Origin of the sequence: Bifidobacterium sp., assembly GCF_022640935.1 — a bacterium.
GTDB lineage: Bacteria > Actinomycetota > Actinomycetes > Actinomycetales > Bifidobacteriaceae > Bifidobacterium.
This window is the reverse complement of the sequence record NZ_JALCCV010000003.1, coordinates 35,754-55,713: the sequence shown is the minus strand read 5'-3', so window position 1 is coordinate 55,713 and position 19,960 is coordinate 35,754. Positions and strand designations below refer to the sequence as shown.

The 19,960-nt window shown below is 62.1% G+C and carries 16 protein-coding genes and 4 tRNA genes; 10 read left to right on the top strand and 10 right to left on the bottom strand.

What is annotated here, in order from left to right; translation table 11 throughout:
* Window positions 1-30: 30 nt before the first annotated feature.
* Entirely contained in the window at window positions 31-750 is a 720-nt protein-coding gene (serB, locus tag LKG04_RS01875; protein WP_291759116.1) for a phosphoserine phosphatase SerB, read from the top strand.
* A gap of 57 nt (window positions 751-807) precedes the next feature.
* Here the strand turns inward: serB and fmt are convergent, their stop codons facing one another.
* The 8 genes from fmt to LKG04_RS01835 all read right to left on the bottom strand — a co-directional run bounded on the left by fmt (window position 808) and on the right by LKG04_RS01835 (window position 10,215).
* A complete protein-coding gene (gene fmt / locus LKG04_RS01870; protein WP_291759362.1) occupies window positions 808-1,830 on the bottom strand; it encodes a methionyl-tRNA formyltransferase in 1,023 nt (340 codons plus the stop codon).
* Between the two features lie 183 nt (window positions 1,831-2,013).
* On the bottom strand, window positions 2,014-2,727 hold the full coding sequence (locus tag LKG04_RS01865) for an HAD family hydrolase (protein WP_291759118.1): 714 nt from the start codon (window positions 2,725-2,727) through the stop codon (window positions 2,014-2,016).
* A 114-nt stretch (window positions 2,728-2,841) separates the two neighbouring features.
* The gene (locus LKG04_RS01860) at window positions 2,842-5,181 is read right to left on the bottom strand and encodes a primosomal protein N' (RefSeq protein WP_291759120.1); all 2,340 of its coding nucleotides are present in this window, start codon (window positions 5,179-5,181) and stop codon (window positions 2,842-2,844) included.
* Between the two features lie 57 nt (window positions 5,182-5,238).
* Window positions 5,239-6,531 carry a class I SAM-dependent methyltransferase gene (locus tag LKG04_RS01855; protein ID WP_291759122.1) on the bottom strand — a complete coding sequence of 431 codons (1,293 nt, stop codon included), beginning with the start codon at window positions 6,529-6,531 and terminating at the stop codon, window positions 5,239-5,241.
* 164 nt (window positions 6,532-6,695) lie between these two features.
* Window positions 6,696-7,901, bottom strand: coding sequence for a methionine adenosyltransferase (gene metK, locus LKG04_RS01850; protein ID WP_291759124.1), 1,206 nt, complete (start codon window positions 7,899-7,901; stop codon window positions 6,696-6,698).
* A 251-nt stretch (window positions 7,902-8,152) separates the two neighbouring features.
* Window positions 8,153-8,437, bottom strand: coding sequence for a DNA-directed RNA polymerase subunit omega (rpoZ, locus tag LKG04_RS01845; RefSeq protein WP_291759127.1), 285 nt, complete (start codon window positions 8,435-8,437; stop codon window positions 8,153-8,155).
* Window positions 8,438-8,601: 164 nt separating this feature from the next.
* A complete protein-coding gene (locus LKG04_RS01840) occupies window positions 8,602-9,735 on the bottom strand; it encodes a DUF1648 domain-containing protein (protein ID WP_291759130.1) in 1,134 nt (377 codons plus the stop codon).
* A 90-nt stretch (window positions 9,736-9,825) separates the two neighbouring features.
* Complete coding sequence (locus LKG04_RS01835; protein ID WP_291759364.1) at window positions 9,826-10,215, bottom strand: GntR family transcriptional regulator; 390 nt, start codon at window positions 10,213-10,215, stop codon at window positions 9,826-9,828.
* 513 nt (window positions 10,216-10,728) lie between these two features.
* On the opposite strand from LKG04_RS01835, the gene LKG04_RS01830 reads away from it, so the two are divergent.
* The 3 genes from LKG04_RS01830 (at window position 10,729) to LKG04_RS01820 (ending at window position 15,884) form a co-directional block, all read left to right on the top strand.
* Window positions 10,729-11,766 carry a D-alanine--D-alanine ligase family protein gene (locus LKG04_RS01830; protein ID WP_291759132.1) on the top strand — a complete coding sequence of 346 codons (1,038 nt, stop codon included), beginning with the start codon at window positions 10,729-10,731 and terminating at the stop codon, window positions 11,764-11,766.
* A 166-nt stretch (window positions 11,767-11,932) separates the two neighbouring features.
* On the top strand, window positions 11,933-13,789 hold the full coding sequence (ilvD, locus tag LKG04_RS01825; protein WP_291759135.1) for a dihydroxy-acid dehydratase: 1,857 nt from the start codon (window positions 11,933-11,935) through the stop codon (window positions 13,787-13,789).
* 208 nt (window positions 13,790-13,997) lie between these two features.
* The gene (locus tag LKG04_RS01820) at window positions 13,998-15,884 is read left to right on the top strand and encodes a glycosyltransferase (protein WP_291759137.1); all 1,887 of its coding nucleotides are present in this window, start codon (window positions 13,998-14,000) and stop codon (window positions 15,882-15,884) included.
* A gap of 143 nt (window positions 15,885-16,027) precedes the next feature.
* Here the strand turns inward: LKG04_RS01820 and LKG04_RS01815 are convergent, their stop codons facing one another.
* Window positions 16,028-16,861: a PAC2 family protein gene (locus LKG04_RS01815; RefSeq protein ID WP_291759140.1), complete on the bottom strand. Its 834-nt coding sequence runs from the start codon at window positions 16,859-16,861 to the stop codon at window positions 16,028-16,030.
* Window positions 16,862-17,078: 217 nt separating this feature from the next.
* On the opposite strand from LKG04_RS01815, the gene LKG04_RS01810 reads away from it, so the two are divergent.
* The 6 genes from LKG04_RS01810 to LKG04_RS01785 all read left to right on the top strand — a co-directional run bounded on the left by LKG04_RS01810 (window position 17,079) and on the right by LKG04_RS01785 (window position 18,913).
* Window positions 17,079-17,151 (top strand) — tRNA-Gly (locus tag LKG04_RS01810).
* A 27-nt stretch (window positions 17,152-17,178) separates the two neighbouring features.
* Window positions 17,179-17,249: transfer RNA gene (locus tag LKG04_RS01805), tRNA-Cys, on the top strand.
* Between the two features lie 42 nt (window positions 17,250-17,291).
* Window positions 17,292-17,363: transfer RNA gene (locus tag LKG04_RS01800), tRNA-Val, on the top strand.
* A 37-nt stretch (window positions 17,364-17,400) separates the two neighbouring features.
* Window positions 17,401-17,473: transfer RNA gene (locus tag LKG04_RS01795), tRNA-Val, on the top strand.
* 55 nt (window positions 17,474-17,528) lie between these two features.
* Window positions 17,529-18,065: a phosphatase PAP2 family protein gene (locus LKG04_RS01790; protein WP_291759142.1), complete on the top strand. Its 537-nt coding sequence runs from the start codon at window positions 17,529-17,531 to the stop codon at window positions 18,063-18,065.
* On the top strand, window positions 18,062-18,913 hold the full coding sequence (locus tag LKG04_RS01785) for a diacylglycerol/lipid kinase family protein (RefSeq protein WP_291759144.1): 852 nt from the start codon (window positions 18,062-18,064) through the stop codon (window positions 18,911-18,913). The genes LKG04_RS01790 and LKG04_RS01785 overlap by 4 nt, the downstream gene beginning before the upstream one ends.
* 91 nt (window positions 18,914-19,004) lie before the next feature.
* Here LKG04_RS01785 and LKG04_RS01780 read toward each other — a convergent pair whose 3' ends face one another.
* Window positions 19,005-19,874, bottom strand: a complete 870-nt coding sequence (locus LKG04_RS01780) for an undecaprenyl-diphosphate phosphatase (RefSeq protein WP_291759147.1) — start codon at window positions 19,872-19,874, stop codon at window positions 19,005-19,007.
* Window positions 19,875-19,960 lie beyond the last annotated feature (86 nt).

Below are 19,960 nucleotides of genomic sequence, written 5' to 3'. Positions count from 1 at the left end.
ATTGTCCCAGTGATTTCGCAGAATCGAGGGATGCATACGCAAACTTCGCAAGCCTTTGACAACCCGCGCCTTGCAAGGCCGCATCCAGCACAGTCGTATCGCAACAAACCAAGCCTTGACAAGCCGGGGTTGCTTGTCATGGATGTGGATTCGACGCTGATCGAGGAGGAAACCATCGATCTGCTTGGCGCGTTGGCCGGTGTTGGCGAAGAGATGGCTGCCATCACCGCCCGCACGATGGCTGGCGGGTTTGCTTTCGCGCAATCGCTGCGCAGGCGCGTCGCGCTCCTGCAAGGGCTTGACGCATCGGCGCTTGATACGGCCTTTCGCAATTCGCATTTCACCGATGGCGCGCTCGAGCTCGTCGATGCCCTGCATCGGCACGGCTGGAAAGTGGGGGCGGTGTCAGGTGGATTCCATGAAACCGTCGACCGGCTGGCATCCGCGGCGCATCTCGACCATTGGCTCGCCAACCGGCTTGAAACGCATGCCGGAAAGCTCACCGGGCGCCTTGCCGGCGACATCGTGACCCGGCAGACCAAGGCCGAGGCGTTGCGCACTTGGGCGGGCTCCGAGGGCATCGCGATGGGTCAAACCGTGGCTGTCGGCGATGGCGCGAACGATATTCCCATGCTCGAGCAGGCGGAGCTCGGCGTGGCGTTCTGCGCGAAGCCTGCCGTGCGCCAGGCAGCGGACGCCTGCATCGAAACGCATGATCTGCGACTGGTGCTCACGCTGCTGGGCGAATAGCTCAGCTGGCGATCAACGCCAATTCCCGGCAGGGTCGTGCCTCGGCGACCGCATGTTTCAGCGGCAATGCGCGTCAGACGATAGTCGCGCCCCGCGCGCCCAGTCCGCCGCGGACATAGCTTTCTTGCCTTGGGCTTTGACGCGCAGCAGTTCGATCGGAGCGGAGGAGGTGCCTACCCATACCTGGGATTTGCGGGCAAGCAACTCTCCTGGCGCCAGCCGTTGCGCGAAATTGCCGTGCTTGGAATCGTCGCCCACGCTATCATCTCCGTCGGCGGCACCGGAATCGTCAGCTGCCCGCGCTTCGAGCACATGCAGCATGGTCGCCGGGTTCTCCCCACTTTCGTCGCCTGCATTGGCCAGCACCTGGCACCACGCGCCGGGGTTCGGCGTGCAGGCGCGAATCTGCCGATCCACGGCGAAAGCCGGCACGTCGAAACGGATATGCGCATCCTGCGTGCGGATCTTCTCGGCGATCTCGTAGGCGCCCAGCGGCTGCTCGACCGGCTGGATCTGACCGTCGGCCATGGCCTGCAGGGTGGCGGCCAGCAGTCGCGAACCATCGTCGGCCAAGCGGCTGAGCAGATCGCCGGCGGTCTCGTGCGGGCCAATTTCCGTGGTCGACTGGGCCAGTATCGGACCGGAATCCATGCCGCGCGTGATGCGGAAGACTGTGGCACCGGTCAGTGTGTCGCCCGCCCAGATCGCCCGCTGGACCGGAGCCGCGCCGCGCCATTGCGGCAGCAGCGAAAAATGCAGGTTGTACCAGCCCATGGGCAGGGCATCGAGCACGGCCTCTTTGAGGATCTTGCCATAGGCGACCACTGCCGCGGCATCCGCCCCGGTTGCCAGCAGCTCATCGAGGAACGCAGGCTCGTTGGGGTCGCCTTCGAGAACCGGCAAGCCAAGCTCGAGCGCCGCCTGCTTGACCGGGCTGGACTCGAGACGCTGGCCGCGCCCGCGCGGCGCATCCGGCCGGGTCAGCACGGCGGCTATCTCGAAATGCTCCGCATCGCTGGCCAACGCGCGCAGCGCCGGCACAGCCACCTCAGGTGTACCTGCAAACAACAGTCGCAACATCAAATGACCTCGTTCCTCATACTTCGTTGAATCCGATTGCCTCACATAAGGTAATGCCACGCGCAGCGGAGCCACGCAGGCACAGAGCAACATACCCCGGGTCCTCTACACGCAGATTCTCCCACGCCCGCCAGCGCCGCGCAGCGACAGCCGCCAAACCCGCCGGCTTCCGGCTACGCCGGGCTACTGCACCGACTGCACTGGCGGAATACCGACCCCCAATCCGATCAGCGTCTCGCGCAGCCGGTACGGATCCGAGAAGCGGATGCCGCGCAAGCCGGCGTCGTTGGCGCCGATGATGTTCATGGCCTTGTCATCGATGAACACGCTGGTGCGCGCGTCGATGCCGAAGCGGCGCACAGCCAGTTCGTAGATGCCGCGATAAGGCTTGCGCATCTCGACGAAACCGGACACGACCGCATCATCGAGCTGATGCAGGATGCCGCAAACCTCCTGCGCTATGCCGAACGTGTCGCGCTGCCAGTTGGACAGCCCCCAGACTCCGACGCCCGCATCCCTCAAATCATGGATGAGCATGCGTGCGCCGGGAACCGTGCCGGTCAGCGAATCCTCGAAATGCTCGAGATAGTAACGCATGACGCCGATCCAGGTGTCGCCGTGCGCGGCGCGCATCATCGCGATGGCATCGTCCATCGAACCGCCGCCGTCCATCAAATCATTTGCATCGTAGAAGCCCGAGACGCTGTTGTCGAGGAAGCGTTCGATAGTCGCACGGTCATAGCGCGGTACCAGCGCCGCAGCTGGGTCCCAGAACAACAGCACATTGCCGAAGTCGAAAATCACGTCCCGCACCGGCCGCCCTTGGGCGCCTGCGGCCTCGCCTTCCGCCTGAACCGTATCGTATTGCATGTCGGGGTCTCCCGGCCATCCGCGCATAGCATTCTCCTTATGGTCTTCGTGATGATGCGGCGCCTGGCGTTCCGCGTCTGCATAGCGGGCGGAAATGGTGCCGCCGACTCTTAAACCATGGTTTCACGTCGTGCAGACCGCCTACAGCAGATCCTTGGGGTCGAGCTGGAAGCGCAATTCGCCCGGTTCGCGCGCGGCGACATGGCGGGCAATCTCGTCCCTCAGGCCACGAGCAAGCCAATCCCGTCGGACCGGGCTTACCCTAAGAACCGCCTTGACACGGTCGCGCGTGGCTTCGAATTCGCGCGCGTCCATGGTTTTGGGCGCAGCAATCGGCACCGGGCCCAACACAGCCGGCAGTTCCAGGCTTTCAACGCCGGTCGCTCCCCCGACCATGGCGTGCGCACCGTCCGGCGTCATCCCAAGATGCCGCAGCAAGCCCATCACGGCATCGCGCCGCCCCCAGACACAGGCGCAGGACAGCGCGGGAGGCAAGCCTGTCTGCTGACGTTCTTCGATTTCGCGCGCGGCCAGCAGCGAGGAATCCCACAGCACCAGCGATCGCGCCAAGACGGGATCGCTTTCGCCGATCAGAAACGCCTGACCGCCCCTAGATCGCGGCGCGCATAGCGATATCGCCTTCATCCAGGCGTTCAGCGCGTCCACACGCGCATCCACGCCGGGCGCGTACAAGCTTGTCCACGCGTCCAGAATCGCGACGGCGCTGTATTTGCCTGCCGCCGCATGATCGGTATCGCCGCTTGATTCGGGTGCGCCGGCGGGGCGCACCCTAGGCTCCGCCCCGGGAGTGGCGATCGCCAGGATCGGGCGACACGGAATCCACTCGATGACGCCGCCGGGCTGGCTGGGGCTGGAAATCACCATCGGCACACCTCGGAACAGGCCTTGCAGTTCGGCAGCTGTGCCTGCGGCGCCGACGCGCACGACCCGCATCCGCTCGGCGTCGCAATGCGGGCAACGCCAATTCACCGCCGCCGCCCCGCACCATCGGCAGCGCGGCGTGCCGTCAGAGCCGCGCATCAACGGGCCTGTGCATCTGGGGCAGCGGGACTGTCGCCTGCACCGGGAGCAGCTCAGCGCCTCGCCGATGCCCTCATGCGGGATCGAGAGCAGCACCGGTCCGCGTCCCAGCGCCTCGTTCAGCGCCCGCACGGCGATATGCGGCACGCGCGAGCCGACGGTCGGATCGGCTAGGCGCGCGAGCTCCTCACGATTGAGCCACCGCACCCATGGAGCCGTGTCCTTGATGACGCCCGGCAAAGGATGAACCGCCCTGCTTGCTCCGCCGAGGGAGTTTTCAACCGAACCGTGTCCGGCAATCCCGTATTCACCATCGCCATGCCCGTCTGCGCCTGAGCGCATGCCGCCCGATCTGGAGACCTCCCATTGGCTCAGGGCGCTTCGCGCATTGGCCATTGCCACGAACACGCCATGATGGGCCTCGGCGCGCAGCCGCATCACGCCGCGCGCGTTGGCGTACGGCATCATCCCGTCGGCGTTCTGATAAGCGGCATCTTCGACTATCGCGAACAGCGCCGGACCTTCGACCGGCGCATACATGGCGGCGCGCGTGCCGATCACGCAGCGGATGCCACCGCTCGCCGCCGCCGCGTAGGCACGATAGCGCTCGGTCGGCGGCAGCGCGGCGCTCAACACGATGAAATCGCCCCGGTATTCCCCCTGCACCGGCCGGCCGGCGTCGAACGCCTTCAAGCCCATGCGACGCAGCGCGCCGGCGACATCCTGCGTTTCTCGCATGCCGGGAAGGGCCAGCACGGCGGCTTTGCCGGCATCCAAGGCAGCGGCCGCCATGGTCGCCAGATCACGAGCCCATAATCCAGGGCCGGGAAGCACGTCCATAACAAAAGAGGCGAAGCCGCGTTGAGCAATCGCGTTGAGCAATCGCGTCGCCTCGTCGTATTCGCGCCGCAACTGTTCGGTCCCGGCTTCCAACGTCTGCCTAGAAACCGCTGCAGCAGAACGGTTTGCGGAACGTTCGCCATAATCGACGACCGTCTGCCGCTCCTTGTCGACGCGTGCGACCCGCGCTGGGACGGCCACTCGTATGATATTGGCGCGCGTACCGCCATACGCATCGGCGATCAAGGCGATATCGCGGCGCATCTCGTCGCCCACCAAAGGTTCGGGCCCGAGCACCCGTTCAAGATAACGCAAGGATGATGCGGAGACGTTTGAGCGTTCGGCACGCTTCCAGACGATGCCGTTGACCCGTTGGCTGCCGAAACGCACGCGCACCATTGCGCCCGGCAGCGCGCCATCGGACTGCCGGGCGTCGACAAGGTAATCGAATGTCTGCCCTAAATGGGTAGCCTGCACATCGAGCACGACCTGGGCAATGGGCAGTTCGGAAGCCGGAACGCGCCCCGCAGGTGCATGCTTGCGGTGCCTGCGGGGCGCAAGCCCGTCAAGCGCCGGCTGCTCGGCATACGATTGGCTCATAGCTATAGAGGATACGCCATCCGTCGCCTCATCCCGGGGATGCCGGGACCGGGTCGGCTACCGCTTCGCAGCCCGCACCCACCATGGGCGCAGCGGGTACGTGTCAGTCCCGGTCTTGCCGGGTTTGACGCACAGGAACTGGTGAATCTGGATGTTGTTGAGCTCGAAATTCAATGCGCTCCCGGCGATGTACAGGCCCCACAGCCGCGCCTTCGGCTCGCCGATCATAGCGACGGCATCGTCCCAATGGTCTTGCAGATTCTTGTTCCAATGATGCAGGGTCAGCGCGTAATGCTGACGCAGATTCTCCTGATTGACGATCTCGAAGCCGGTGTCTTGGATCACTGTTTCGATTTCGCCGGGCGAGGCCAGCTCGCCACCGGGGAAAATGTAGCGGTCGATGAACTGACCGGCGGTTTTGCCCTCAGTGGACTGCGTGCGTGTGATCTGATGGTTAAGCAGCGTGCCATTGGGCTTGAGCTTGCCCAGGATCTCTTTGAAATACGACGGATAATGCTTGAATCCGACATGCTCCATCATGCCCACCGAGCAGATCGCATCGAAACCGTCCTCCGGCACATCGCGGTAATCCATCAGCCGCACCTCGGCCAACTCTTCAAGACCTTCGCGTTTGATCCAGTCCTGCGCCCATTCGACCTGTTTCTTGGACAACGTGACGCCGAGTACGTGGATGCCGCGCCTAGCGGCCAGCACCTCCATCGAACCCCAGCCGCAGCCGATGTCGAGCAGCCGGTCGCCGGCCTTGACGCCGAGCTTGTCGAGAACCAGATTGAGCTTGCGTTCTTCGGCTTCTTCCAGTGTATCGTCGGGCGTATTGAACACCGCGCAGGTGTAGGTCATCGAAGGGCCGAGGAAGAGGCGGTAGAACTCGTTCGACTGGTCGTAATGGTAACTCACCGTGGCGGCGTCGCCGGCCTTGGTGTGCGGCAGCAGGCCTTCGGTGATGCGCCGCAGCCTGCTCGGGCCCTCGATGGACGGAGCCACGGGGTGCTTCACGCCGTGCTTGGCGACGGTGGCCAACGCCTTGGCCAAGCCAATCGGGTCAGGCCGGTGCAGGCTGCCTTTAAGCCCGACCAGTCGCTTGAGCACTTCGTAGGGATCGCCGGGAACGAGCTCGGACGAAGCGATATCGCCTTGCAGATAGGCGCGGGCAAGGCCCAGATCGTTGGGATGGTCGATCAAGTAGTAAATGGCTCTCGAATTCCTGATGACCAGATGCAACGGCGCGTCTTCAGGCCCGAATTGCGAGCCGTCGAAGGCTCTGACGTTCACCTGCCCGGTGTCGTCCACAAACAGCCTGATCATGTCCGCAATGGTCATATCCGCCATATTCCAAGCCTCCAATCATGATGATAACCCTCTTTCAGCCTAGCTCCCTCATCGCTGCGCCTGCGCCGATTTCGCATTCGGTAAAGATTCGACTTACACCAGGGGCGCAAGGAATCGGCCCACGCTTTTCGCGCTCCAGGAAAAGCGTGGGCCGAACCGTTCGATCACTGCAGCGCGGCCTTGAGCTCTTCGACCTTGTCGGTGCGCTCCCAGGTGAAATCGGGATCGGTGCGGCCGAAGTGCCCGTAAGCGGCCGTCTTAAGGTATATGGGTCGCAACAGGTCGAGCTCGTCGATGATGGCGGCTGGGCGCAGATCGAAGACCTTGCGCACTGCGATCTGTATCTGCTCGCGGGTCACGCCTGCGGCCTCGGTCCCGTAGGTCTCGACGTTGACGCTGACCGGGTCGGCCACGCCGATGGCATACGCGACCTGCACCTCGACCTTGTGTGCGAGCCCGGCCGCGACGATGTTCTTGGCCACCCAGCGTGCGGCGTAGGCGGCCGAGCGGTCGACCTTGCTCGGGTCCTTGCCCGAGAACGCGCCGCCGCCGTGATGCGCCGCCCCACCGTAAGTGTCCACGATGATCTTGCGTCCGGTAAGGCCCGCATCGGCTGCCGGCCCGCCCAGCACGAATGAACCGGTGGGGTTGACCAGCACCCGGTAATCGTCGTGTTCGAGATTCCTGCCACATACGTCGTCGAGCACCGGCTTGATGACATGTTCGGCAAGCTGGCCCAGCAACCAGTCGTGGTCGGCATCAGGGTCGTGCTGCGTGGAGATGAGCACCGTGTCGACGCGCGCCGGACGGTCCTGCCCGTCATATTCGATGGTCACCTGCGTCTTGCCATCCGGACGCAGATGACTGATGACGCCCTGTTTGCGCACTTGGGCCAAGCGGTAGGCCAGCCGGTGCGCCAGATAGATCGGGAGCGGCATGAGCACAGGCGTCTCATCGCAGGCGTAGCCGAACATTACGCCCTGATCGCCGGCGCCTTGGGCTGCGTAGCGCTCTTCGCGCGATGCTGCTGTCTCGCGACTCAGCCGCTCCACACCCTGGTTGATTTCGGCGCTCTGCCCGGTCAGCGAGACCAGCACGCCGCAGGAATCCGCATCCAGCCCGATGTCCGAGCTCGTATAGCCGATACCCCGCACCACCGAGCGCACGATGTTCTGGATATCGCTGTATCCGTCGCTGGTCACCTCGCCGAACACGAAGAACTGGCCTGTCGTGGCCGAGGTCTCCACAGCCACGTGCGAATGCGGATCCTGTCGCAGCATATCGTCGAGGATGGCGTCCGAAATCTGGTCGCAGATTTTGTCCGGGTGTCCCTCGGTGACGGATTCCGCCGAAATCAGCCGACGTTCCATACATTCCCCCTGCTCCATGTGATGGAGTTCCGCCTTGCCGTCCGCCGGGTCGCATGGACGGGCGCATGCCTCGCCCCAGCTGCTTGTCTTGCCGCATATAGTACGCTCCGGCCCGCGACGCGCTGATTGTTGCGCGTCGCGGGCCGGAGCGAATGCGTTATAACCGCGAGGATTTCCTAGCCGGTGGCACATGCCGCCCGGACTCATCGTTTATCGAGACGATGGGCTGAAACGGATGCGGCAGGCGGGCGTCAGTTGCCTTCGCTCAGATCGTCTTCGCCGAGCGTCTCTTCGAGCAGGCCCTCGTTGATTTCGCGGAAAGCGATAGACAGCGGCTTTTCTTGGTTCTTGTATTCCACAAGCGGCCCGACGTTCTGCAGCAGACCCTCGTTGAGCTGGGTGAAGTAGGAGTTGATCTGACGCGCCCGCTTGGCCGCGAAGATCGAGAGCGCATACTTGGAATCCGCGTGCTCCATCAGATTGTCGATCGTGGGTTTCGCCAGTCCCTGCGGATTAGGCTCGGTGCCAAATGCCATGTGTTTTTCTTCCAATCGTCATCACAAGCCGCCGCGAACCGTGCGGCTTTCAAATATGTTATTCTATCGCATCATGCCGATTTCGTTATTTTCTGTAAGACTACCAAACCGGCTTACGAAATTGGCGCCGTCAAAAACTCCCGAACCGAGGCCCGGCCGCAATCCTATTGCAGCGCCAGCAGCACCGGCACGCCAATGACAGTCAGCGCAAACACCAGGATAGCGAACCATATGTTCGGGCGGGCGAAGTTGAGCGTCCAGCCCACGCCGAAGCGCTTGGGTATGATAGTCGCAGAATCATTGCGATTGGCGTAGAACACGCCGAGCTTCCAGAAATGATCGTCGCTGGACGATGCCGACGCCGAGTCCGAGCTCGCGGATCCGCTGCTGCCCAGCACTCGGGACCCGTTCTGCCCGTAAAACACGGCGAGCACTACGGCTCCGGCCAGCACCGCCACGGCGGCTGCCAAGGCTGCGGCACCAACCGTATCAAGACTCGCGGCGCCAATGACCGACGCCTGCAGCGTCAGCCCTAGGACCGAGACCAATACCATGCCGCACGACACCATATAGATGCTCCACGCCCGGGCGAACAGGCCATACGCGTACGCAGTCTCAGCAGGCCGGTCGGGATCCACGGGCCGCTTCGAAACCGCAATCAGCAGTTGCGCCGCGGTGAAGACCACCGCCAGCAAAAGTTGCAAGCCCGGAGCCATCCACAGCAGGCCGTGGCTTTTGCCCGCCCAGCCGTCGACCATCCCTGCAGCGTTTTCGTGCAGGGCGACCCGCGCAGGTATAGCAGCATAGTTCGCGTAGCCCATGACCAGCGTGATCGCGATCGGCGCAAGATAGAGCAGATTCCATGCCGCTGAGATCGGTTTGGGCATATTGCTGTCCGCTAATATCGCGGCACGACGGTCGCTGTCAACAATCCAATGGTTCGACGCCTTGATCACCATGACCTTGCGTCGGAATGCCTGCTGAAGCGCTAAGCCCGCTCCCAGCTGCGCGAAGACAGTGGCGATAAGCGCCCAGAACCCGATTGTGCGCCCATAGATCTGCGACAGCAGCAATGAAACGGCCACGCACGCCACGCCGAAGAATCCCACAGCCAGCGAAAACATCATCGTGTATCGGCGTACACGCCGGTCGCCATGCGCGGCGCCCGGCACGCTGACGCCGAAGCACTCACGCCGGTCAGCGACCCAAGGCACGACGGCCAAGCCTACCAGCTCGAACAACGGCAGGAATATGAGCATGCCGAAAAATACGGCGGAAGCAACAGTGGAATCATTCATCGCAATACCTTTCCCTGAAATTGCTGTGTCATTGAAATTGCTGTGTCATTGGGATTGATGCGGTTCATCCGATGGTTGCGATCGAGATGATCAATCTGTACGGTCGGATCGGGCTGATTGATCCGACCGGTTCGAAGACCGATCGAAGACTGTGGCCGCCTGCTCATCCGCAAGCGCCGCGAATCGCTCGCGGCTCCCCCCACGCGCCTTGTACGCCAGCGCGATGCGGTGCAGCTCTTCGCGCATCCGCTGGTCTTGGGCGTCGGCGCGTTGGCTAGCGGTCGGCATGCTGCGGTCCGAAACGATGGCCCCGGCCCGCCGCCGCATGAGCAGATAGCCCTCCTCTCGCAGGATCGCATATGCCTTGTTGACGGTGTGCAGGTTGATGCCGAGGTCCGAAGCCAGCGAACGCACGCTGGGGAGCTGATCCCCAGGGCGCAGCTCGCCGTCGGCTATGGCAGCGATGAGTTGGCGGCGCAGCTGCTCGTAGATCGGGGTTCCATCGCCCTGATCGATTTCGACGATCGTGTTTGTCTCCGTTCCCTATTCGTTGCGATCACGACGTTCACGACATTCTGACCATGCAATGTTCTCGCCAAACAACGTTTTGCCCAGCAGCGCCTTTACCAAACGATGTCGTTTTATTGTTCTATATTAACTATAACATTGTAGCGTCATTCAGCAAATTCGACAGGCTGAACTCTGCCCAGCCGCCCAACCGACCGGCCGCACGTCTGCCCAAATCCAAGCCTGAGCGATAACTGCGAAATCGCCGATCTGGTGGAGGTATCCCCCAATTGCCCGAACCCGGCAGCGCAGCCTCCTACGATTGCTCTTGCGTCACGGGGTGATCGTGGTACATTCTGTGTGGTTCCTTCAGATCCCGTTTGCCGAGATCGTAGGCGATATCCTGCGGCGCAATGAAACGCGTCAGTGCAAGCACACTGAAGGGCGAATACACGAGTTACAGCAGTAGAGTGAGGAGACAATGCGATGAGCGCTACCAAAGTGGGCATCCTGTTCGGCGGCATCGGCGAAGAGCATGACGTATCGGTCAAATCGGCATGCGAGGTGGCCGAGAATCTCGACACAGAGCGGTACGAGCCGTACTGGATCGGCATCACCCGCCAAGGGTCATGGAAGCTGTGCAAAGGCCCGGACACGGATTGGGAGCATGATTCGGTGCCGGCCTCGCTTTCGCCGAACAGGGACCTGCATGGATTGGTGGTCTGGCATGGCGATGAAGCCAGCGTCATCCGCCTTGACGTCGTATTCCCCGTGCTTCACGGTACCATGGGCGAAGACGGCACGATCCAAGGGCTGCTGGAGCTCTCCGGCATCCCCTACGTCGGCTGCGGCGTCGAAAGCTCCGTCGCCTGCATGGATAAATCGCTGGCCTATCTGATCGTCGGCAATGCAGGAATACCGACGCCCGGCTTCCAGATCGTCATGGATGGCGAAAGCCCTGATCCCCAGGCGCTGGACTACCCGGTGTTCGTCAAGCCCGCGCGCTCGGGCTCCTCATTCGGCATCAGCAAAGTGAATGGGCCGGACGAGCTGCCGGATGCGCTGGCACTCGCACGGCGTTATGACAGCAAGGTGCTCATCGAGCAGGCCATCGTCGGCAAGGAGATCGGCTGCTCTGTGTTGGAGACCGGGTCGGGGCTGACGCTCGGCGAAGTCGACCATGTTGCGTTGACCGGCGGCTTTCTGCGGATCCACTTGGAGAAAACGCCTGAAAACGGCTCGCAGAACTCGCAGTTCATCGCTCCCGCCGACATTCCGCAGTACCAGCAGAGAATCGTCAAGGATGCCGCGGTCAAGGTGTACCGTGCGCTCGGCTGCACCGGCATCGCCCGCGTGGACATGTTCCTGACCGACGACGACACGGCAGTGCTCAACGAAGTCAATACGTTGCCCGGGCTGACCTCTTACAGCCGCTACCCGGGGATGATGAAGGCGGCGGGTCTGACGTTCGACAAGGTCGTCGACCAGCTCATCGCGAACGCATCGGCCGACAGCCGCCGCTGAGGTTATCCCAGCAAGGATCCGACGCAGCATCCGGTCTTTGCCTAATCCGGCTTCTTTGCTGAAACGCGATCGCGGGCACGGCCTTTCGCTTCGACCTGTGCCCGCGCCGTGTTCACCATGCGGGCGCATGGGCGCGCGTGTCGCGGTTTTCCCTTTGAATGGTGCTATGAAGATGCGTTCTGAACAACTCATGAAGGGCCGGATGTTCGCGGGGGCGCGGGCGCTGTACCGCGCAGCTGGCGTGGACGGCAAGGATTTCGGCAAGCCCATCGTCGCCGTCGCCAACTCGTTCTCCGAATTCGTGCCGGGCCACGTTCACCTCAACAAGGTCGGGCGGCTGGTGTCGGAAGCGGTCAAGGCCGCTGGGGGCATCCCCCGCGAATTCAACACCATCGCCGTGGATGACGGCATCGCCATGGGCCACACCGGCATGCTCTACTCGCTGCCGAGCCGCGATCTGATCGCCGATGCGGTCGAATATTCGGTCAACGCCCACTGCGCCGACGCCCTGGTGTGCATCTCCAACTGCGACAAGATCACCCCCGGCATGCTGCTAGCGGCGATGCGACTCAACATCCCGACGATCTTCGTCTCCGGCGGCCCCATGGAAGCCGGCACCACGACGCTGTCGGACGGCACCAGAAAAAGCACCGACTTGATCGACGTCATGTATGCTTCGGCCGACGACAACGTCTCCGACGCCGACCTGCTCTCCTACGAGTCGAGCGTGTGCCCGACCTGCGGCTCGTGCGCCGGCATGTTCACGGCGAATTCGATGAACTGCCTGGTCGAGGCGTTGGGCCTCGCGCTGCCGGGCAACGGCACCGTGCTGGCTTCGCACATCTATCGCAAGCAGCTCTTCGAACAGGCTGGCGCGCTGATCGTGCGGATGAGCGACCGCTACTACCACGAGGATGACGCCTCGGTGCTGCCGCGCGGCATCGCCACCAAGCACGCCTTCGAGAACGCAATGACCATGGACGAGGCTATGGGAGGCTCGACCAACACCGTGCTGCACATTCTGGCCGCCGCGCAGAGCGCCGACGTCGACTTCACCTTGGAAGATATCGAGCGCATCAGCCACAGTGTGCAATGCATTTGCAAGGCCAGCCCTTCCGGGCCTTGGGAGATCTCGGACGTGCACCGCGCCGGCGGCATCAGCGGCATCCTAGGCGAACTCGATCGCGGCGGCAAACTGCACCACGATGTGCATTCGATCGACTTTTCTTCGCTGGAGGACAAACTCAACGATTGGGACATCATGCGCCCGACCTGTAGCGACAAGGCGCGCAGACTCTTCCGCGCCGCTCCCGGCGGCATCGTCTCCCCCGAACCATGGACGCATGAGACGCTATTCGACGAGCTGGATACGGATCGCGTCAACGGCGCCATCCACGATGTCGCGCACCCGGCAGTGAGCGAAGGCGGACTCGCCGTGCTGCGCGGCAACCTTGCGCCCGACGGTTGCGTGGTCAAGACCGCGGGCGTGCCCAAGGAGATCTGGAACTTCCGTGGGCCGGCGCTCGTCGTCGAATCGCAGGAGGAGGCCGTGGAAGTCATCCTCAACGACACGCTCAAGCCCGGCCAGGCGCTCGTCATCCGCTACGAGGGGCCCAAAGGCGGCCCGGGAATGCAGGAAATGCTCTACCCCACGTCATTCGTCAAAGGCAGGGGCATCGGCAAGGATGTCGCGCTGATCACTGACGGACGCTATTCCGGCGGCTCCTCGGGGCTGGCCATCGGCCATGTGGCGCCGGAGGCGGCGAGCAAAGGACCGATCGCGCTGATCCGCAGCGGCGACATCATCACGATCGACATCCCGAATCGGCGCATCGATGTCGAACTGAGCAACGAGCAGCTGGCCCAACGCAAAGCCGAAATCGAGGCTGGTGACGGCTATGTGGCGCACCGCGAACGCAAGGTCTCGCTCGCACTCAAAGCCTACGCAGCCTTCGCCCGCTCCGCCGACAAGGGCGCGACCAGGGATCCCGACCTGATCAACCGCTTGTCCGGCTTGGCCTGACGCGCCAGTCGCACTGCCGGCAAGAACTTGAAGGGCGAGCCGGGTGCGGGGCGACGGCGTATCATCGAAGAACTGGGTAAACTCAACTAGGAAGCCAAGGGCTGCGTCGGCGTGTCATCGCCTGTCGACGCAGCCCTTGTGATGTCACAGATCGCTTGAGCCCAGACTCCGGAAGACGTCCGAAGAGAAATTAAGGAGCAGAAGAAGCATGCCTACCATGAAATTCGCCGATGTCCTTTTGGAGGATAACCCTAGGGCGCTCGCCAATCCGGGTATGTACTGCAGGGCTGACCAGCCATTCGCGCCCGAGGACAAGAGCGGAATCTGGGCGTTGAAACGCGCCGGGCGCTATGATTTCACCACGTATTTCAACGCGCTTTCGGTTTCCAAACTGCTTGAATACACCATCGCCACCGGTTTCCGCCTGCACGTGGAGCTTCGCGGAGCGGCATGCGAAATCCAACAGACGACGGTGGACGCCCTTGCCTCCACTCCGACCCCAGTCGAAGCAAATACGGAAAGCCTTCCGGCGAGCGACCAATGGCAAATCGTTGATATGCCGCTCACGGTCGGCAAAGGCGCAGTGCTGGTCGGCTTCACGATCACGACGCAAGGCCGGACAGAGATCAGAAACAGCTGGTACGGGGCCGAATGCCCGTCGCCGCTGCGCGATGTAGAGCTTATGCTGTCCACTACGACATTCAAAAAAGAACACTACGTCATCAGCAACATCGATTTGGTCAGGCGGCATATCCTGCAGTCTGCGGACGACATCGCACGGCATTTCCACATGGTCGTGGTCGACAACGGCCGCACGTTGGACGCACAGTCGTTGAGCGGCGATGGCGTCGAGGTCATTGCGAACGATAACGTGGGCGGCGCGGGAGGGTTCGCGCGCGGCATGCTCGCGGCGCTGGATCAGATCCCGAAGGCGACGAACGTGCTGCTCATGGACGACGATGTGGCGGTCTCGCCCGAAAGCATCAAACGCACCTACAACCTGCTGCGGATCGTGAAAGACGAATACCGCGAGGCGATGATCTCCGGCGCGATGCTCAACTACGAGATACCTGACATGCAGAGCGAGGACATCGGGTTCGTGGATCCGGAAGGCCTCTGCCATGCATGCAAACCGCCGCTGCGACTGACGAAATTCGAGGACATCGTCTACAACGAGGTTTTCAAGCCCTATTCGTGGATGCGCAAGACCATGTATGCCGCATGGTGGTACTGCTGCATCCCGCTCACCGTGATCGAGCGCGACGGGTTGCCGCTGCCGCTCTTCGTACGCTGCGACGACGTGGAATACGGCAACCGCTGCAAGACACGTTTCATCTCCATGAACGGCCTGTGCGTCTGGCATATGCCGTTCGAGAAGCGTTACAGCGCGGCGGTCGAACGGTATCAGATGACGCGCAACTGCCTGATAGCGCAGGCATCCAGCGACATGGCCCCGAATGTGGACTTCATCCGCAAGCTCAGGGAGGATGTGCATCTGGAGCTCAAGAAATTCGATTATGCCGATGCGCAGCTGTGTCTCGACGCATTCGAGGACTTCCTCAAAGGCCCCGAATTCATCGGCGCCAAAGGCCGCGCCACGGAGAGGTTCATGGCCGCCAACCGCAACAAAGAGCGGCTCGTGGACCTCGATGAACTGCAGCGGCTCACCGGCCAGGACCCCGACCTCGCCGACTTCGATATCACAGGCCTCGACCGGCAGCTGATCGACGGCGACAAGCCGCGTACCCTCTCCCAACGTCTTTTCGACTTATTCACCGATAACGGGCAGCACCTGTTCAGGACGCAAGGCGACGGCTATGTCGTGATCCCGGCGGCTGGCTGGGTGTATCCTGCGGGCGTCCTGCATGGCAAACGCAAACTCGTAGCCGTGGACTGGGCCAATCGCAAGGGCGTCATCCGCATCAAGGATACGGGGCTCTACAAGGCGATCACGAAGCGTTTGCAGGACGATCTGCGCGCTTATCAAAAGACCGGCAAGCAGACGCGCGCCGCCTACCGTGAGGCCTTCCCCGAATTGACCGGCGAGGGCGCGTGGCGGCGCGCCCTCGGCATGCCGACGGCTCAAGACAACTGAAACGCCTGCCAGGCGTCTTGCAGCGGCGTCGCCGGCAGACGTGTGGATAGGCCGCCGCCTGCCGGCGACGCCACTCAAGTGATGGCCATGCCGCGTGCACACAGCATGGCTAGGATACAGCAACTACAGCAAGGCGAAATCGCCTACTCCTGCATATGCGAGAGGTATTCCTCAGTCTCTTTGACAAGCTGCTCGGCCTGCGGGGTTCCCAGATCGGCGAATATGCGGGCGTTGAGCTCCATGTCGTATTTGCGTTCGAGCTTACGCACATAATCCGCCAGCTCGTCGTTGCAGCGCGTGAGCACGGAGGCCTGCGCCTTCCAGGCCTTCGCCTTGCGCGGAAGGTCCCCCTCATCCAGCTCGATGCCGAGCACCTTGGAAAGCCGTTCGAGCATCTGCAGCGTGGCCTGGGCGCAATCGTCGCTTCCCAGGTATTGCGGTATCGAAACCCATAGGGTGCTCGTGCTGAAGCCATCTTCGCAGGCGATCGAATCGAGCACGGTCGGGATGCCCACCGGGCCGTTGTATTCGCGGTCCATGTCACAGCGGCAGCTGTCATCGGATTCGTCCAGCGGCAGTGGCCGGGTGTGCGGGCAGTCGGCGAACATGGAGCCCATCGTCACAATGCGTTCGACGTCGAATTCCTCGGCGATGCGCAGGCTCTGCCGGCTGTATTCGATCCAGCGGTAATTGGGCTCTGGAGCGATCTGCGCGAAGACGTGCGTGCCCTCGCTGATCTGGATATCGTAGAACGTGGTCTGCGGCCAGAGGATGCGTCGGCGACCGGTCACCGTGCATGTCATCGGCCGCGTGACCTGATAGTCGTAGTATCCATCGCAGCGAATGTACCGGACCTCACGTGCATCATAGCGTGAGAGGAGGTGGCGAATGACGTTGGTAGCCGCCTGGCAGGCGTCATTCCAACCCTCAAAGGCGCATATCATCGCGGTTTTCCGTGGCTTCGCTTCTTCAGTCATACGTTCTAATGTAACGAATGCCGATCGCATCTCGTGTGCTTATGCCATAGGTGAATCGCATCAGAACGAACTGACGGCCTGTTGCGAAGGCCGTTCCTTCGCATGCGAAAGGTCTGGATTCGTTATTTCCAAGGCGACACGCTGGGGTTGCGAATGCCACGGATGTGGTTATAGTAGTGACTCGTGCTTCGGCGGCGATTCATTGCTGGAAACACACGCGGACATAGCTTAGTTGGTAAAGCGCGACCTTGCCAAGGTCGAGAGCGCGGGTTCGAGTCCCGTTGTCCGCTCGAGGTCCGAAGAGTTGACGACCTATCGGTGGGTTAGCCAAGCGGTTAGGCAGCGGCCTGCAAAGCCGTATAGACGAGTTCGACTCTCGTACCCACCTCTTGGTGCGCTGGATGCGAATCTGGCAAGCCAAGGCAGACCCGGGCGGTTGGCGCAGAGGTAGCGCACTTCCCTGACACGGAAGGGGTCACAAGTTCGAATCTTGTATCGCCCACGCAGAGCCGAGAAATCGGTTTTGCCAATTGGATTATGGGTGATTGGCGCAGCGGTTAGCGCACTTCCTTCACACGGAAGGGGTCACAAGTTCGATTCTTGTATCACCCACGTTTGATCTTCTTCTCTCACGTTGTTTCGGCGTAGCCACGTTATACTGAAGCGTATGAAGCACCTCGTCAGCCGGTTTGATACTTCGGTTACGCACTATATCGTCAATTTGTCGCCGTCGCTCAGGCCGTTGTTCCTCGCCATCACCGCGTTGGGTTCCCCCGTTGCCGCGATGACTATCGGCGCTGTCGTCGCAGGCTGGGGATACTTCCGCGCAAACCTTCGGCTGGCATGCTCAGGCGCATTGATTTGGCTGACGCTCGGCGCGGGCTCCATCATCAAACTCATCGTCGACCGCGAACGGCCGCACACCGCTTATGCGGCGCATCTGCTATTCGACACCAACAGCTTCCCCAGCGGTCACACGAGCGGGTCCACCATCGCCTATGGCTTCCTCGCCTACCTCGCATGGCATTTGCTGCCGCGGCCATACAACGCCATAGCAGTTGTGCTGCTGATCCTCCTCATCATCTTCGTCGGCATCTCCCGCATTTATCTCGGCGCTCATTTCCCGAGCGATGTCGTCGCGGGCTGGCTGCTCGGCGCCGCCTCGCTGTGCGTCGTCATATTCGTTCTAAGGCCACTGGCATGAACATAATACTGGTAGATAATCCGGAATCCGGCTCGGCGATCCCTCGACAGAAATTACGCGAGAAATGCGAAGCCGCCAAAATCACCGTCGAAGAATTCATAGCGATCGGCGACGGCTTCGAGGGCAGACTCAAGCCATTCATCCAGGCAGGCAAACCCATTGCCGTCATCGGGGGCGACGGCACCGTCGGCACCGTCGCCGGATTGATCGCCGACACCAAGTCGATCCTCATCCCCCTTCCGGGAGGCACGCTCAACCATTTCACGAAAGACCTCGGCATCCCCCAAGACATTGATCAGGCGCTCGCGCGACTCGCCACGCTCTCCCCGCGCAGCATCGACATCGCCAAGGTCAATGACACGATCTTCATCAATAATTCCAGCATCGGGCTCTATCCCTCCTCGCTGCGCGGCCGCGACCGGCTCGGATCGGCTCTCGGCAAATGGCCGGCGGCCATCGTCGCATCCTGGCGGGCATTCGCCAGCTTCAAGACGTATCATCTTGTCACCATCGACGGCGAAACATTCGAAACCTCATTCATCTTCGTCGGCAATAACCGCTACGACTTGGATGCCGGCGGCGGCGTCAATCGCACCCGTCTTGACGAAGGCGTCCTGACCGTCTACGCCGCCAAAACCCCGTCCCGACTCGCGCTCCTCAAGATCGCCCTCTTTGCGCTCATCGGCCGCGACAAACAACTCGCCGAATTCGAGGAGTTCTTCCCCGCAGCCGTCACCATCAAAACCGACCATGCCGAGCTCTCGGTTTCGCACGATGGCGAAGTCTCGAAACTCGCGCCGCCGCTACGATATGCCATACAGCCGAAAGCATTGACCATACTCGGATAGGCGCGGCAAAACCAACGTCCGCCGCATCGCAATGCCTTCAGGAACGGGTCCTATAACATGTCGAGCCCGCTCGGCGCAATGGACCGAAAGATCACACGGCGGGCAGCACGTTGGTGAGCAGCAGAAGCGCCACGACGACAGCCAGGCCGATGCGATAGATAGCGAAGGCCTTGTAGGAGAACGTGGAGACGAATTTGAGGAATCCGATGATCACGATATAGCCGACGAGGAAGCTGACGGCCGTCGCGGCAAGGGTGGCGCCCCAGCCCGGGAACGTCGCCGCCACCTGCGGGTCGCTCAGATCGGAAACCGCGGAAATCGATTCGAGTATTCCGGCCCCGAACACGGCCGGGATGGCCATGAGGAAGCTGACGCGCACGGCCGCCTCACGGGTGTAGCCCAGTGCGCGTCCGAAGGTGATGGTGCCGCCGGAACGCGAAACGCCGGGAATGAGGGCCAGCATCTGGCCGATGCCGAACACGAGCGCCTCCTTCGTATTCATATCGTCGAGGGTTTTGACCTGACGAGAGCGCGCGTCGGCGATCCACAGCAGCACGCCGAAGATGATCAGCACAGTCACTGTGATCCACAGATTGCGCAGCGTCGTCTCGATCGTGTGTTTGAACAGCACGCCCGCGACCACGATCGGGATGGTGCCCAAGATGATGTACCAGCCCATCGAAGCGTCCTTGTCGCCCGCTCCCATGCGGGAATGCAGGCTGCTTCCGTTGCGCCCGAACAGGCAGCCGAACCAATGGCTCAGGATGCGCGCGATATCGCGGCGGAAGTACAGCAGCACGGCGAACTCGGTGCCGAACTGGATGATGGCGGTGAACGCCGCGCCGGGATCGTGCCCCAGCATGAGATCGCCGATGATGCGGATATGGGCGCTTGAAGACACCGGCAGATACTCGGTCAGCGCCTGCACCAGCCCTAGGAAAATCGCCTGGAAGAAATTCATGACCCCTCTTTGTACTCAGTGCGTTGATGGTTTCACATCGCAGTGACCATACTACCGAAGATGCCCTAAGATCCGGCCGGGAATCA

Excerpts from the sequence above, each read along its gene's own strand:
- ilvD (WP_291759135.1), top strand. The coding sequence starts at position 11,933 with ATGAAGATGCGTTCTGAACAACTCATGAAGGGCCGGATGTTCGCGGGG.
- LKG04_RS01780 (WP_291759147.1), bottom strand. The coding sequence starts at position 19,874 with ATGAATTTCTTCCAGGCGATTTTCCTAGGGCTGGTGCAGGCGCTGACC.
- LKG04_RS01865 (WP_291759118.1), bottom strand. The coding sequence starts at position 2,727 with ATGCGCGGATGGCCGGGAGACCCCGACATGCAATACGATACGGTTCAG.
- LKG04_RS01820 (WP_291759137.1), top strand. The coding sequence starts at position 13,998 with ATGCCTACCATGAAATTCGCCGATGTCCTTTTGGAGGATAACCCTAGG.
- serB (WP_291759116.1), top strand. The coding sequence starts at position 31 with ATGCATACGCAAACTTCGCAAGCCTTTGACAACCCGCGCCTTGCAAGG.
- LKG04_RS01815 (WP_291759140.1), bottom strand. The coding sequence starts at position 16,861 with ATGACTGAAGAAGCGAAGCCACGGAAAACCGCGATGATATGCGCCTTT.
- LKG04_RS01790 (WP_291759142.1), top strand. The coding sequence starts at position 17,529 with ATGAAGCACCTCGTCAGCCGGTTTGATACTTCGGTTACGCACTATATC.
- rpoZ (WP_291759127.1), bottom strand. The coding sequence starts at position 8,437 with ATGGCATTTGGCACCGAGCCTAATCCGCAGGGACTGGCGAAACCCACG.
- LKG04_RS01840 (WP_291759130.1), bottom strand. The coding sequence starts at position 9,735 with ATGAATGATTCCACTGTTGCTTCCGCCGTATTTTTCGGCATGCTCATA.
- LKG04_RS01860 (WP_291759120.1), bottom strand. The coding sequence starts at position 5,181 with ATGAGCCAATCGTATGCCGAGCAGCCGGCGCTTGACGGGCTTGCGCCC.
- fmt (WP_291759362.1), bottom strand. The coding sequence starts at position 1,830 with ATGTTGCGACTGTTGTTTGCAGGTACACCTGAGGTGGCTGTGCCGGCG.
- LKG04_RS01855 (WP_291759122.1), bottom strand. The coding sequence starts at position 6,531 with ATGGCGGATATGACCATTGCGGACATGATCAGGCTGTTTGTGGACGAC.
- LKG04_RS01785 (WP_291759144.1), top strand. The coding sequence starts at position 18,062 with ATGAACATAATACTGGTAGATAATCCGGAATCCGGCTCGGCGATCCCT.
- LKG04_RS01830 (WP_291759132.1), top strand. The coding sequence starts at position 10,729 with ATGAGCGCTACCAAAGTGGGCATCCTGTTCGGCGGCATCGGCGAAGAG.
- metK (WP_291759124.1), bottom strand. The coding sequence starts at position 7,901 with ATGGAACGTCGGCTGATTTCGGCGGAATCCGTCACCGAGGGACACCCG.